General features: G+C 73.1%; 15 protein-coding genes. 9 read left to right on the top strand and 6 right to left on the bottom strand.

The annotated features are described in order from the left end of the window. Window positions 1–112 precede the first annotated feature (112 nt). Complete coding sequence (locus tag IOD14_RS01245) at window positions 113–694, bottom strand: DUF5994 family protein (RefSeq protein ID WP_123990588.1); 582 nt, start codon at window positions 692–694, stop codon at window positions 113–115. 240 nt (window positions 695–934) lie between these two features. On the opposite strand from IOD14_RS01245, the gene IOD14_RS01240 reads away from it, so the two are divergent. The 6 genes from IOD14_RS01240 (at window position 935) to IOD14_RS01215 (ending at window position 5,366) form a co-directional block, all read left to right on the top strand. Continuing rightward, complete coding sequence (locus IOD14_RS01240) at window positions 935–1,291, top strand: PRC-barrel domain-containing protein (protein WP_123990587.1); 357 nt, start codon at window positions 935–937, stop codon at window positions 1,289–1,291. Between the two features lie 34 nt (window positions 1,292–1,325). Then, window positions 1,326–1,496 (top strand): hypothetical protein, encoded by a 171-nt coding sequence (locus tag IOD14_RS01235; RefSeq protein ID WP_174269190.1) that lies wholly within the window; start codon window positions 1,326–1,328, stop codon window positions 1,494–1,496. Window positions 1,497–1,520: 24 nt separating this feature from the next. Next, window positions 1,521–3,248, top strand: a complete 1,728-nt coding sequence (locus IOD14_RS01230) for a SpoIIE family protein phosphatase (RefSeq protein ID WP_212669447.1) — start codon at window positions 1,521–1,523, stop codon at window positions 3,246–3,248. A 158-nt stretch (window positions 3,249–3,406) separates the two neighbouring features. Continuing rightward, window positions 3,407–3,838, top strand: coding sequence for an STAS domain-containing protein (locus IOD14_RS01225; RefSeq protein WP_212669446.1), 432 nt, complete (start codon window positions 3,407–3,409; stop codon window positions 3,836–3,838). Then, window positions 3,817–4,602 carry an ANTAR domain-containing protein gene (locus IOD14_RS01220; RefSeq protein WP_249125792.1) on the top strand — a complete coding sequence of 262 codons (786 nt, stop codon included), beginning with the start codon at window positions 3,817–3,819 and terminating at the stop codon, window positions 4,600–4,602. The genes IOD14_RS01225 and IOD14_RS01220 overlap by 22 nt, the downstream gene beginning before the upstream one ends. Beyond that, window positions 4,599–5,366 (top strand): GAF and ANTAR domain-containing protein, encoded by a 768-nt coding sequence (locus tag IOD14_RS01215; protein WP_212669445.1) that lies wholly within the window; start codon window positions 4,599–4,601, stop codon window positions 5,364–5,366. The genes IOD14_RS01220 and IOD14_RS01215 overlap by 4 nt, the downstream gene beginning before the upstream one ends. A gap of 72 nt (window positions 5,367–5,438) precedes the next feature. On the opposite strand, the gene IOD14_RS01210 is transcribed toward IOD14_RS01215, so the two are convergent. Continuing rightward, a complete protein-coding gene (locus IOD14_RS01210; RefSeq protein WP_123990583.1) occupies window positions 5,439–5,840 on the bottom strand; it encodes a DUF5994 family protein in 402 nt (133 codons plus the stop codon). Between the two features lie 45 nt (window positions 5,841–5,885). Further along, the gene (locus tag IOD14_RS01205; protein ID WP_212669444.1) at window positions 5,886–6,896 is read right to left on the bottom strand and encodes an acyl-CoA desaturase; all 1,011 of its coding nucleotides are present in this window, start codon (window positions 6,894–6,896) and stop codon (window positions 5,886–5,888) included. 359 nt (window positions 6,897–7,255) lie between these two features. Here IOD14_RS01205 and IOD14_RS01200 point away from each other — a divergent pair, with 359 nt between their 5' ends. The 3 genes from IOD14_RS01200 to IOD14_RS01190 all read left to right on the top strand — a co-directional run bounded on the left by IOD14_RS01200 (window position 7,256) and on the right by IOD14_RS01190 (window position 9,117). Beyond that, window positions 7,256–7,600 carry a hypothetical protein gene (locus IOD14_RS01200; RefSeq protein WP_212669443.1) on the top strand — a complete coding sequence of 115 codons (345 nt, stop codon included), beginning with the start codon at window positions 7,256–7,258 and terminating at the stop codon, window positions 7,598–7,600. A 534-nt stretch (window positions 7,601–8,134) separates the two neighbouring features. Then, window positions 8,135–8,584, top strand: a complete 450-nt coding sequence (locus IOD14_RS01195; protein ID WP_212669442.1) for a DUF5994 family protein — start codon at window positions 8,135–8,137, stop codon at window positions 8,582–8,584. A 341-nt stretch (window positions 8,585–8,925) separates the two neighbouring features. Continuing rightward, window positions 8,926–9,117, top strand: a complete 192-nt coding sequence (locus tag IOD14_RS01190) for a hypothetical protein (protein ID WP_249126235.1) — start codon at window positions 8,926–8,928, stop codon at window positions 9,115–9,117. Window positions 9,118–9,303: 186 nt separating this feature from the next. On the opposite strand, the gene IOD14_RS01185 is transcribed toward IOD14_RS01190, so the two are convergent. From IOD14_RS01185 to IOD14_RS01175, 3 genes are all read right to left on the bottom strand, one after another. Next, the gene (locus IOD14_RS01185) at window positions 9,304–9,786 is read right to left on the bottom strand and encodes a MarR family transcriptional regulator (protein WP_212669440.1); all 483 of its coding nucleotides are present in this window, start codon (window positions 9,784–9,786) and stop codon (window positions 9,304–9,306) included. A gap of 266 nt (window positions 9,787–10,052) precedes the next feature. Beyond that, entirely contained in the window at window positions 10,053–11,375 is a 1,323-nt protein-coding gene (locus IOD14_RS01180; protein WP_212669439.1) for a metallophosphoesterase, read from the bottom strand. Window positions 11,376–11,378: 3 nt separating this feature from the next. After that, on the bottom strand, window positions 11,379–12,800 hold the full coding sequence (locus tag IOD14_RS01175) for an MFS transporter (protein ID WP_160160159.1): 1,422 nt from the start codon (window positions 12,798–12,800) through the stop codon (window positions 11,379–11,381). Between the last annotated feature and the right edge of the window lie 250 nt (window positions 12,801–13,050).

Genomic DNA, 13,050 nt, shown 5'->3' with positions numbered 1-13,050 from the left:
CCCGGCCTGTCCTGATCAGTGCTGCGGCCGGGGTCACGGGCTGCGGTGGTACGCGTCAGTTGTTCGGATCAGTTCGTTCGGTCACGGATCGGTGACGGACAGGGAGTGCCTGCTACCCGTCGGCCGATACGGCATCGCGGGCGTCACGGCCGGAGTCCGGGACGGACCGGGCCGTGTGCCCTCCTTCGGAGTCCCAGACCGCTTCCACGGCCCGGTCGGCCACGGACACCGCCCGCAGGCGTGCCGCCTCCTCCACCAGCCGGCTCGCGGTCGACGTGCCCAGCGGGTCGCTCGCGGCGGTCATCAGCCAGGCGGCCGAGACGGGGTCCGTACGGGGCGGGATCACGAGGAGGTTCCAGCGGCCGACGTGGTACGAGAGCAACAGCAGTTCGTGCGCGTCCTGCTCGGCCAGGAAGGAGCCCACCTTCACCAGGTGCCCGGCGACGGGCACCTTGCGCGGGACGACCGGCCAGTGGGTGGGATTCACGGTGACCCGGGTGATCCGCCCCCACAGCCGGTCCAGCACGGCGGTCAGAGAGGGGAGTTCCGCCGTCAGATCGCGGGATCGGGGCCACCAGGCGCCGTCCAGCAGCGCCGGTGCGGGACCGGCGGGCGACAGCGACAGACGGAGTGGGGACGACGAGGAACGGTCTTCGGCTTCGGCTGCCGTCGGGAGGGAGATGGTCGCAGTCATGACGCGAACCCTGCCCCGGGCCGGCCGCGAACCGGCCCGGCGTATTCGATCGCCGAAAACGACACAGACATGGAAGCCGGTGCGCGAAATATCCTCGGTGACTCCAGGGTACTCCTCGAAGAGGCCGCAAGGGCCGTACGGGCGGCGGAGGAACCGCTTCGCACGCACCCGCGTTTCGACACGGCCGCATCGGGTCAGTCGTACAGCCCGGGGAAGCACCCCAGACGACAGGGAGCGCCCATGATCCGTGCAGCCGACATCCGTGAGTGGCGCAACCATGACGTGGTCGACCCCAGACAGCGCAGGATCGGCATGCTCGAAGCGGTCTATGTGGACACGGTCACCGACGAACCGGCCATGGCCACCGTCAGGACCGGGCTGCCCACCCGCCACCGCCTGGTCTTCGTACCCCTCGACGACGCGGTCCTCGGGCCCGGATACGTCAAGGTCTCCTACGACCGGGGGCAGGTGCGCAAGGCCCCGTCGATCGGGACGGACGACGTGCTGCCGGCCGAGCAGGAGGAGGAGATCTTCCGGCACTACGACCTGACGTACCGGCCGGGAGCAAGGGGCGAACGTCAACTCGCGCGCCGTTGACCGGTTGCTTCGCACGGAGGAGGTGTTCGCGTTGATGGCGCTGTTTCTTCTGCTCGTCCTCGTGGCCGTCGTGCTGGGAATCATCGGCACGGCGGCGAGCGGCCTGGGCTATCTTCTGGCCATCGGTGTCGCGATCTTCGTCGCCGACATGATCTTCTTCGCGGTACGGCTGTCCTTGCGCGCCAGACGGCGTCCTGTCCGCTGACGGCCGCCACGACTGGAGGGCGGCATGGCCGAGGACGCGGGCGGTGAACGGCGGTCGGGTCCGACGGCCGGTCCGGACCTCTGGTCGCGGGTCGTCGAGCAGCTGGGCACGGCGCTGATGGTGGTGGACCCGGCCGGGCGCATCCTCGCCGCCAACCCGGCCGCCGAACGGCTGCTGGGCCGGGCCGCCCGCGCGATGCGCGGGCTGGACGCCCACGACCTGCTGCACCGGGACACGGACGGAAGCACGCTCCCGCGGAGGCAGTGCCCGCTGCTCCAGGCGCTGGACGAGCGGGCCGCCGCGCACGGGGAGGGCGACGGCTTTCTGCGGGGTGACGGTCGCCTGGTCACGATCTCCTGGTCCGCCTCTCCCCTGGAGGCCGACGGCTCCCTCCAGGGCATGGCCGTGCTCTTCACCGACGTCACGGGCGACCACGGCGCCCGCCGTGAACGCGCGGCCTACACGAGCGCGCTGGAGGACCTCAACGAGCGGCTGACGCTGGTCGCGGAGATCACCGACGTGCTGGGCCAGACCCTGGAGACGGACGAGGCACTGGCCCGGCTGGGCCGCCTGCTGGTCCCGCGCCTCGCCGACTGGGCGGCGGTGGACCTCCGCTCCGGTTCCGGGCAGGTCCACCGGGTGAGCGTGACCGGTCCGGCGGGCCGGGAGGCCGAGCTGGAGGGCGGGCGCGAGCACCTGCCCGAGACCGCGGAGCAGGACCGGTCGCCTCTCGTCCAGGTACTGAACGGCGGTCCTCCCGTGCTGCGGCAACAGGAGGAGGAAGCAAGGGCGGCGGGCGCGGAGGGCTCCCCCCTGGCCGCCCTCCACAGCGACTTCCTGCGCGCGGCGCGAGCAATGTCGGTCATCACGGTGCCGCTGGGCTCCAAGCGGCAGATCACCGGTGCGCTGACGCTGGTGCGCACCGATCCCGCGCACCCGTTCGACACCGCGGACCTGGACGTGGTCAGCGACATCGGCCGCCGGGTCGGCCTGGTCGTCGACAACGCCCGCCGCTACGGCCGCCAGCGCGCCGTCGCCGAGGCCATGCAGCGCAACCTGCTCGCCCCGCTCCCCCAGCCGGGCCTCCTGCAACTGGCCGCCCGCTATCAGCCCGCCCCGGTCGGCTCCCAGGTCGGCGGCGACTGGTACGACGCGTTCGAGCTGAAGGACGGCGCGCTCGCGCTGGTCATCGGGGACGTCGTGGGCCACGACCTGACCGCGGCGGGCGGGATGGCCCAACTCCACGGCATCCTGCGGTCCCTGGCCTGGGACCACACCGAACCGCCCGGCGCCGTCGTCGACCGCCTCGACGACGCCATGCCCGCCATCACCACCGTCCCGATGGCCACCCTCGTCCTCGCCCGGATCGAGGGCGACCCGCACACCGGTCCCTGGACACTGCGGTGGACCAGCGCCGGACATCCGCCGCCGCTGCTCCTGACGCCCGACGGACAGGCGCGGTACCTCGAAGCCGGACAGGGACTCGTCCTCGGCGCCTCCTGGGCCACCGGAGCGAGCCGGCCCGACGCCACGCTGTCCCTGCCGCCGGGCTCCACCCTCCTCCTCTACACCGACGGCCTGATCGAGATCCCCGGCAGCGACCTCGACTCCGGCCTGGTCCGGCTGCGCCGCCACGCCCTCGCGCTCGCCCACGCACCGCTGGACACACTGTGCGACGAGCTGCTCGCGCGCATGCCGCCCGGCAGTACGGACGACGTGGCCCTCCTGGCCCTGCGGCTGCCGACACCGTGACGTCCCCGGTCCGCACCGCCCTGCGCCGCGCGTGTGCGCGGCAGTACGCTGGGTACACGGCCGCCCGTGACCCCGGCCCTCTCCGTGCAGCACCACTCCGCGCAACAGAGGCCCTGCGCACAGCTGAAGCCACTGCCCCGCCAAGGAGCTGAGCGCGGATGAGCCCGTATCCCGATCTGTTCGAGGAGTGCCGTGTGGTCCGGGCCGGCGGCGAGCTGGACGTGACGACCGCGTCGGCCTTCGCCGACGACCTGGAGGCCGCCCGGTGCGACGGCGGCCCGCCGTTCCTCATCGTCGACCTGCGCGACGTGACCTTCATGGACGGCAGCGTCCTGGATCCGCTGTGCGCGGCGTGGCACGCCAGCCGTCGGCGGGGTGGCTGGGTGCGTGTCGTCCACGTCCGGCCGGGCACGACCATGCTGTTCCGGTCCTGCGGCCTGCTGACCCGGTTCCCCCGGTACGCCAGCCCCCGGGAGGCCTGGCAGGGCAGGCCCGCCGGGCGCCCGGCACCGGACCGCACGGCCTGCGGCGATGCCCGTTCCGTGCCGCGCGGTGCGGAGTCCCGCCCGTGGCAGAATCGGGCACCGTGATCAGCGACGGCATGTCCGAGGTGCTGCGCCGACTGCACTTGGACGGGCCCGGTGATCCGGCGCCGGCCTGGGCGCGGGTCCTCGGCGCCGAGGGCGTCGCGCTGACCCTTCTCGTCGGCGCCGAGCGGACGCCGGAGCCCCTGTGGTGTCACCCCGGGCTGAGCGCGCGCTTCGAGGAGCTCCAGTTCACGCTGGGCGAGGGCCCGGGGCCGGAAGCGGTCCGTACCGGCTCGCCCGTCCTGGAGCCGGACCTGGAGCGGGTACGCTCCGAGCGCTGGCCCGCGCTGATTCCCGCCGCCGCGAAGCTGGGGGTGCACGGTGTCTGCTGCTTCCCGCTCGGCATCGGCGCCATCCGGGTCGGCGTACTGACCGTGCTGTGTGCCAGGGAACCGCGGATGGGCGCACAGCAGTACGCGGACGCCGCCGCCCTGGCGGCGGCGCTGACCGGCGCGCTCCTGGGCGGGGACCTGCGTCGCAACGGGGACGGTTCGCCGCCCGGCGTTCCGGAGCCGCCGTCGGGACTGCACCGCCCAGCCGTGCACCAGGCCACCGGAATGATCAGCGTCCAGCTCGGCGTGTCCATGCAGGAAGCGCTGCTGCGTCTGCGGGCCCACGCCTACGGCAGCGAGCGCCCCCTCGGTGAAGTGGCCCAGGACGTGGTCGCCCGCAGACTCCGTTTCCGCGACGACCACACCGGCGACTTCACCGACGACTTCGACGACGATGGAAGCGGGCCGAATTCGCCCGACGGAGGAAAGGGATGATCGGCATGGCCCGCGAACGACGTCTGGCCGAGATCTTCGTGGAGGTCGCGGATTCCCTCGTAGACGACTTCGACGTGATCGACCTGCTGCAACGGCTGTCCACGCGCTGCGTCGAGCTGCTCGACGTGTCGGCGGCCGGCATCCTGCTGGCGGACGCACACGGCGAACTGCAGATCATCGCCGCGTCGGACGAACACACCCGGCTGCTGGAGCTGTTCGCGCTCCAGCACGACCAGGGCCCGTGCGTGGAGTGCTACCGCACCGGCAATCCCCGCACCAACATCGACCTGACACGGCCGGAGACGACCGTGGCCTGGCCGCGCTTCGCCGTCCGCGCCCGCGAGACCGGGTACGTGGCCACGCACGCCATCCCCCTGCGCCTGCGCAGCCGGGTCGTCGGCGCGCTCAACCTCTTCCAGACCAACACGCACCACCTCGGCGACGACGACATCGCGCTCGCCCGCGCCCTCGCCGACGTGGCCACCATCGCGATCCTCCAGCAGCGCACGCTGGAGCAGTCGCACGTCGAGAACAGCCAGCTGGAGACCGCGCTGAGCAACCGCATCCTGATCGAACAGGTCAAGGGCGTGCTGGCGGAGCGCTGGGAGTCCTCCGTCGACGACGCCTTCGCCGCGTTCCGCTCGTACGCCCGCAGCCGTCACCTGCGTCTGTCGGAGTTCGCCACACAGATCATCTCGGGCGGCTTCGACACCGCGGACATCCCACCCCCGGTACCGGACCGGGCCGGCGACCGCCAGGGCTGACCGCCGCCCGGGGCTTCGGGTGCACGGCGTCCGGCGGGAGCGGGGTCGGCCGCGGGGAGTCCCGGCCGTTGCTCACGGTCCCGTGGGGGCGCCCACCGCCTCCGCCATGAGCGACTGCGCCGCCCGCTCGCCGGTGTCCGGGGGCACGACCACCAGGTCCCAGCGTCCCTTGCCGGGGGCCAGCAGGACGACGGTGTGCGGGGCGGCCGCCGTCAGGTTCCTGTGCAGCCGTACGACCTGGTCGGCCACGAGCATGCGGCGGGGCGACTCGGACCACGTCGTCCCGTCGACCGTGACACTGGTGACATGACCCCACTCCCGTGGCAACCCGGCCAGCAGGCGCGGTAGTTCGGCGAGGAGGTCGTAGGAGCGCGGCCACCACGCCCCGTCGATGGGCCGGGGCAGACCGGCGCGGGGTGCCAGGCGCAGGCGCAGAAGGGGGTGCGGGGGAGGCGGGGGCGGCGCGGTGGTCATGGGCGGGGCTCCTGTCGACTGCCGTGCGTGGGTGGGTCGTTGACGTCAGGCGCGACGGGCCGCGACCCGGTCCGGCGTCGGCCAGCGCACGTCGTGCACCCAGCCGAGACGTTCGAGGAGGCGGATGAAGGCGGCCGACGGGTCGATCTGACCGCGGTCGACGCCGTGCCGGGCGCTGGTGGGGTCGGCGTGGTGGAGGTTGTGCCAGCTCTCGCCGAACGAGAGCAGCGCGAGGGGCCACAGGTTGGTGGCCCGGTCGTGGCGACGGGTGCGGAAGGGGCGGTCACCGATGAGATGGCACAGGGAGTTGACGCTCCAGGTGACGTGGTGGAGCAGGGCGATGCGGACAAGTCCCGCCCACAGCAGGGCGGTCACGCCGTACAGCCAGCTGCCGCCGATGGCCCAGCCCAGCCCGAACGGCAGCGCGAGCGTGACGAGGCACAGCAGCGGGAAGGCGCGGGAGACCGCGCGGATGTCGGGGTCGGCGAGCAGGTCGGGGGCGTAACGCTCGGGCGGCGTACGGTCGTTGCGGAACAGCCAGCCGACGTGCGCGTGCAGCAGCCCGCGCAACTGGCCGCGCAGGTGCGTGCCGTAGCGGTACGGCGAGTGCGGGTCACCGGGGCGGTCGGTGAAGGCGTGGTGGCGGCGGTGGGTGGCGACCCACCCGATGACGTCGCCCTGGAAACTCATGGAACCGGCCACCACGAGCGCGATCCGCACGGGACGGATTGCCTGGTAGCTGCCGTGGGTGAGACCCCGGTGGAAACCGACCGTGACGCCCAGCCCCGTGATCGTGTAGAGGACGGCGGCGAGCACGACGTCGGTGGGGTGGATCAGGCGGCCCCACAGCAGCCAGCCGGCGAGGCCGAGGGCCACGAAGGGCAGGACGACGATCGCCGCCGTCACGGCCACGTAGAGCCGGTCCCCGCCCTCGCGCGCGGGCGCCGGGGCGTCCGGCGGGAAGGGGGAGGTGCCGTCATAGGTCTGCGGCGGCGGGGCGGTGTCCGGCGGGGGCGCCGTGACAGCCGTGACGGGCGTGACGGGACTGGGTGACATGGACGGGGCTCCTGCCCTCGATGCGGCCGCTCTGCTGACGGTGCGGCCGGGGTCACGGGCTGCCCCTGGGGCGGGTGGTGTGCTGTCGACGACCTGACCGGTGGGCACGACACACCCTCGTTCTCCCCACCGTACTCCTCGTGCCGGAAACGCCGGGACATCGCTGGTCGGCGCCCTTCGGCAGGTGCGTCCCGGCCGTCGGCGCGTTGACACCCACCGTCGCCGGACGTTGACTGGCACCACGGCGCAGGGCCGGGAAGGACGGACCAGGTCTCCGGAAGCCCGCGGCAGACCGTCGAGAAGACGAACGGCGTCTTCGGACGGTGCCCCCCATTCCCAGGGAAGCGGTACACACGACGATGTACGACCAGACACGCGCCCAGCAGCCGGCGGACCGGCCCTCGGCTCCGGACGGACGCCGCGCCACGGGCCCGGAGCCGCTGCTCCCCCCGGACGGGCGGGAGGAGATCACGCGCCGCCTCGGACATGCCGTCAACACCTTCGCGGACAGCCCGCGCGAGGCGCTGGAGGAGGCCGAGGGCGCGTTCGACGCGGCCACCGCCCAGTTGGTGGACGCCCTCGCCGAGCGGCGGCGGTTGCTGCGTGAGGGCTGGGCGGACCTCGACCCCGCGACGCAGTCCACCGAGCTGCGGTTCGCGCTGCGGGAGTACCGGGAACTCACCGGACGGCTGCTGCGCGCATAGGCGGCCGGGACGGCGGTGGGCGCTGCCGCGGCGGCCGCCGCCGGTCACCCGGACCTGGGCGGCGGCCGTCGGGTGCTCCCCACGCGGCCCTTCCCCCCTTCGGGGCGCGCGATTCGGGAGCGAGTGCCCCGCGTCGGACCGGGATAGGGCACCGCAGAAGGTGACCGCTCCGGTCTCGCGACGAAGGGAGGCGACGGGGTGAGCACGGGGACGGCCGGCCCGGTGGGAGAGCCGACTGCCCTGAGGGGGGCGGGAATCGGTGCTTGCCCGGGGTCATGGGGCACGGGCAGCCGTCAGGGCTGCCGAACGATGTGCGTTCTCGCCGCGGAGTCCGCGGGCGGCCGAATGCCGTAACCCTACGTGCACCCGCCCCGGGAGAGAACCCCCTCCCGCGCACCCCGTTCAACGGTTCGCGGGGCGGAGTAGCGTGGAGCGCACCGGGATTCGCCCATCCGTCGGCCCTCCGCCGGCGTCGCTCCCGGCGCACCACGACACCGGGCCGCCGCACGGCGCCCCGGGGACAGGGACCGCGACATGAACGCGCCCACCCCCCAACGTGCCTCGCCGGACCGGGAATCCTCCTCGTTCCGTCCCCCCGCCCGACTCGCCCTGCGTCCGCCGACTTTCCCGCCCGGCCCGGTGAACGGCGCGTGGTGGCCCCGCTCCGACGACCTGGCCGCCGAACTTCCCGCACTCATCGAGGCGTTCGACAGGTCGTGGGGCCGTGTGACGCGGATGACCGCACACCGCGACACCTGGCGCCACGCGTCGTGCGACCTGCCCGTGTCCGGTCACACCGTGCGGGCCGCCTGGCTCGCCTCAGGGTTCGACCCGCATGCCGTACGGCTCTTCGCCTACGGCCTCGGACGCCGGGACCTGCTGGTCGTACCGCCCGAGACCGCGCACGCCACGGCACACCGGCTGATGGACGCCGCGGCCGATCCCGCGCACCGCCTCACCGCGAGCGCGCTGCTCGCCCTGTGACACCCCGCCGTCCTGCTCCTCGCGCAGCACGACGGTGATCGAGCACGCCGTGCTACTGTCGCGTCACGTTGCGGTTGCGGTTTTCCATGCGGGTTCCTTTTCCGACGGGTTGATCATCGCGCAGGACGGCAGGACCCGCCGATCTCCTCGCGCGCCACTCGAACATCGAGGCACTGAGCTTCCGCAAGCTGTTGCACAGGGGAATTCGCCCTGTGGTCCCTGTTGTCTTCGGCTTTCCCGCGATTCGCCACGTCCGCCCGTCCGTACCGCAGGAGGCAGCAGTGACACCGCTTCAGACACGTCGAAACCCGAGTACGACCGATCTGCGCGTCGGTGACGACATGACCGTCGAGGTCGCGCTGTCCGTCATGGCCGGTGCCGGGGTGGAGTACCTGCTCCTGTGCGACGAGGACGACGAGCGCACCGGCTCGGTGACCAGGGCCGAACTCGTCGTGCACCGCGACAGCTTCGCCTACACGGACCGCGTCCGCCTGCGGGACGTCCTCCGCGTCCCGTGCCGGGCCGCGGCCTGAAACGGACACGGCTCTGCCGCCCGCGTTCCGAGCCGGACGGCAGAGCGGGCGGACGAATGGAATGCCGGCTCCCTTCCGAACCCACACACGAGACGACCTCCGCCCATCGAGTCCCACACCTCGATCGAACGGAAACATCCGTCGCCGGGACGACGGGAAGCGCCGTCCGCATGTGATCGACGAGGTTCAGGTCCGCAGGCACCTCTCCAGTGCCTTCAGGAGCGAGGCGAGTTCGACGAGTTGGTTCTTCCCCATGCTCTGGACGGTCTCCTGCAGGTGGCTGCTCAGATCGAGGCCGACGGCCTGGACGCAACGCCGGCCGGCGGGGGTGAGCCGGATGTGGAGTCTGCGGCGGTCGCGGGGCACGGAGAGCCGCTGGATCAGCCCCGCCGCCTCGAGCCGGTCGAGCCGGGGAGTGAGCGCGCCGGTGGTGATCGCCAGCCGCCGGGCCAGTTCGGTGGGCGCCAGGACCTGTGTGGGGCGGTGGCGGGCTAGGGCGTCGAGGACGGGGTAGTCGGCGCGGTGGATGCCGTGGCGGTGGTAGATGGGGTTCGTTCGGGCGTCCACCGCCGAGTTGATCAGCTGCAGGCTGCTGAACAGCCGTCCGGCGATCGGTCGCTCGCCCGTGAGTGCGTACGGTTCGTCGCCGTCCTGAGCCAGACCGTGCACGGTTGTCGTCCTTTCCGGGCGGTGTCGACGGGGTCGTTCGGCGCATGCCCCGGGTGTCAGTGCTCGCGGTACGGCGGACCGGGAACGCCGCCCCCTGCCGGTGCGGCCGAGCGCGCTCCCATGAACACCTGCAGGATGCGGGCCACGGGGTCCGTCGCCACGTCCTGCGAGGGCGGCGCCGTGCCGTCTGCTTCTCGTGGGTGGAACTCTGCGGCGGGTCGGAGTGCTCGGCCGTGGCCGTGTGTCACGCGCATGGCGGGATCCCCCTAGAGGTGCGGAACGGAGAGCCGGCTGTTTCCGCTCCGCAGTTCGACGACGGTGATGTCGGGTGGTGCGCCGACCCGGACCGGCGGTCCCCAGAAGCCCGTGCCGCGGCTGACGTAGAGCTGAGTGCCGTCGATCTCGTGCAGCCCGGCGATCGCGGGTTGCTGCAGGGAGGCGAGGAGGCCGAGAGGGGCCAACTGGCCCCCGTGGGTGTGCCCCGAGAGTTGCAGGTCGACCCCGCGGCGGGCTGCTTCGTGGACCATCACCGGCTGGTGCGCGAGGAGGACCACCGCACGCTCCGGGTCGCGGTCGGACAGCGCCGCCTCGTAGTCCGAGCCGTCGCCGTGCTCGGCACCGGTGAGGTCGTTGACGCCCGCGAGGTCGAAGGCCGGAAGTTCCACCCGCTCGTTGCGCAGGACGCGGACGCCGAGGTCGCTGATCTCCTCGATCCACGGTTCGGCGCCGGACTTGTACTCGTGGTTGCCCGTGACGAAGTAGCTGCCGTAACGGCTCTTCAGGTGCCGCAACGGGGCCGCGGCCCGCCCCAGGTGTCCGACGCTGCCGTCCACGAGGTCGCCCACGATCGCCACGGCATCCGGGGCGGCGCGGTTGACGATCTCGACGATCCGCTGCGTGTGCCGCTCGCCGAGGATCGGACCGAGATGGATGTCGCTGACGACGGCGACACGGAAACCGTCGGCCCGGCGGCCGAGCCGTGCGAGAGGAACGCGTACGTGTGCGAGGCGGGGCGGCCCGAGCGCGGTGCGCATGCCGTGGCCGACCAGTGAGGTGGCAGCGGCTCCCGCGGTGACGGCGGTGGCCCGGGCCAGCACCGCACGCCGTGTCGGCCGGGCCGGCCCGGCGGTCGGCGCGCGGCCTTCCGCCGGGTGTTCCCGCTCGTCGCCCGGCATGTCACCCGGCACGTCATCGTGCGGTGTCCCGCGCCCGGGCTCCGTCACACCCGCGAGGACCTTCTGCGTGCGTGCTTCGGTACGGGCACCGTCGGCGGTACGGCCGGACGTGCCGCCCCGCCCGATCAGGAGCCGAAGCGGTTCGGCGAGGAGCAGGGTGATCGTCACGTACATCAGCAGCGCGAGCCACACATAGCCCGGCCAGGCGATCCAGCGTCCGATGTGCTGCGGCAGATCCCTGGTGGTGGCCATGGCGAGCGGCGGCAGCACGGCCAGTACGGCCAGGGCGCGGGCGCAGCCCCGGGCGGTGCGCGCCCCGAGGGCGGTGTCGTGGACCAGCCGCCGCCACAGGTACCAGTGCACGAGGGCACTGGCACCTGTGTACAGCGCGAACGTCAGGAGCGCCGTGACCATGGTTCAGCCGCGCTTCGGCAGCCGGAACGCGCCGGTGAGCGTGAGCAGACCGATGACCGCCAGGGTGACGAACGCGGCCTGGTAGGAGCCGCCGCCCGTCTCCGTTCCCGTGCCCCGGTCCGCGGCGATCAGCTGCACGGTGGCGACGAGGTTGACGCCGAGGGCCGCGCCGATGTTGCGGCACAGGGTGATGCCGGCCGTGTAGGCGCCGATCCACTGGGCCGGGGACGTGTTCTGGATGTGCACCAGGCCCGTGGTGGCGACGAAACCGGTGCCGAGACCCGCCAGCGCCTCGCCGACGACGGCGAGGACGAGCGATTCGCTGCCGCCGAGCACGAGGACGCACGGACCGGCCGTCAGCAGCAGGCCGCCGATCAGGGCCGCGCCGCGGGCGCCGAAGCGCTTGAGCAGGCCGGCGCAGACCGCCGAACCCACCACCCAGCCCAGTGCGCCGGCCATGACGAAGAGACCGCTCGCCGTGTCGCCGGCCGTGCCGTGGGAGGCCAGGGCGAGCGGCAGAAGGGTGACGGAGGCGTACAGGACGGCGGCCGCTCCGACGGTGAGCAGGGCGGCGATGCGCTGTTCGCCGCCGGTCGCGAAGGCGACCGGCACCACGGCCGCCTGCGGCTTGCGCCGCACCTGGACGACATGGCCGACGATGCCGACAACGGTGACCACCGCCAGGGCGACGACGACGAGGGCGGGGAAGTCCAGGGCGGGGGCTTCGAGGAGCATCAGCGCTCCGCCCAGGGCGAGGGCGAACGACAGCAGGGCCCAGCCACTGATGGTGCGGGAGCTCTGGGACTGGGCCGCCGGCACGCGCCGTACCAGGAAGGCGGCCAGCGCGGCCAGGGGCAGATTGATCACGAACACCCACCGCCAGCCGACGGTGGCCTCGGCGGCCGTGCCGAGGGCGGGACCGGCCACGGCGGCCAGGCCCCACACGGCGGAGAGCATCGCCTGCATGCGGGCGCGCTCGTCGGGGCCGAACGCCTGGCCGATGACGACATAGGTCAGCCCGGCCACCGCGCCCGCCCCGATGCCCTGCGCCGCACGCGCGGCGATGAGCAGCGGCATCGTGCCGGCCGCGGCCACCGCCCCGGAGGTGGCCGCGAAGACGAGCAGCGCGGCGAGCATCGTGGTGCGGCCGCCCCAGCGGTCGGCGGCGAACCCCGCCAGCGGCGTGACCAGCACGCTGGTGAGCAGGAACGCGGAGATCAGCCAGGGGTACAGGTCGGGCTGGCCCAACTGGTTCGCCATGGTGGGCAGCAGCGAGCCCACCACGGTGGAGTCGGCGGCGGCCAGGAACAGCGCGAGCAGCACGCCGGCGAGGAGAGGAGTGCGGTTGCTTCGGGCATCGTCCGACCGGCTCCGGGCCGGTGTGCCGGTGGCGCCGATGCCGCTGGACAGCGAGGTCTCGGACATGAGCGGTTCGTCTTCCGATCGTGAGTTCCGGTGGTGGACGTCCGTGATGGGTGGAGGGGCCGGCGGGGCGAGGGGTGGTGCCTCCGCCGGCCTCCGGGCCCACCGGCGGCCCGGGGGGCGCCGCCGGTGGGAGACGAAGACCATCGGGCCGGCCGGGTGAGGGGCCCCACCGTCGTGCGGGAGTGGTCGGTCCGCACGGCGGTGTCGGTCTGCGCGGTCAGGACGGGGTACTGCGTGGCCGTGGTGATCG

Origin of the sequence: Streptomyces sp. A2-16, from assembly GCF_018128905.1 — a bacterium.
Taxonomy (GTDB): domain Bacteria; phylum Actinomycetota; class Actinomycetes; order Streptomycetales; family Streptomycetaceae; genus Streptomyces.
The sequence above is the reverse complement of the archived record's forward strand: the minus strand, read 5'-3'. Positions and strand labels throughout refer to the sequence as shown.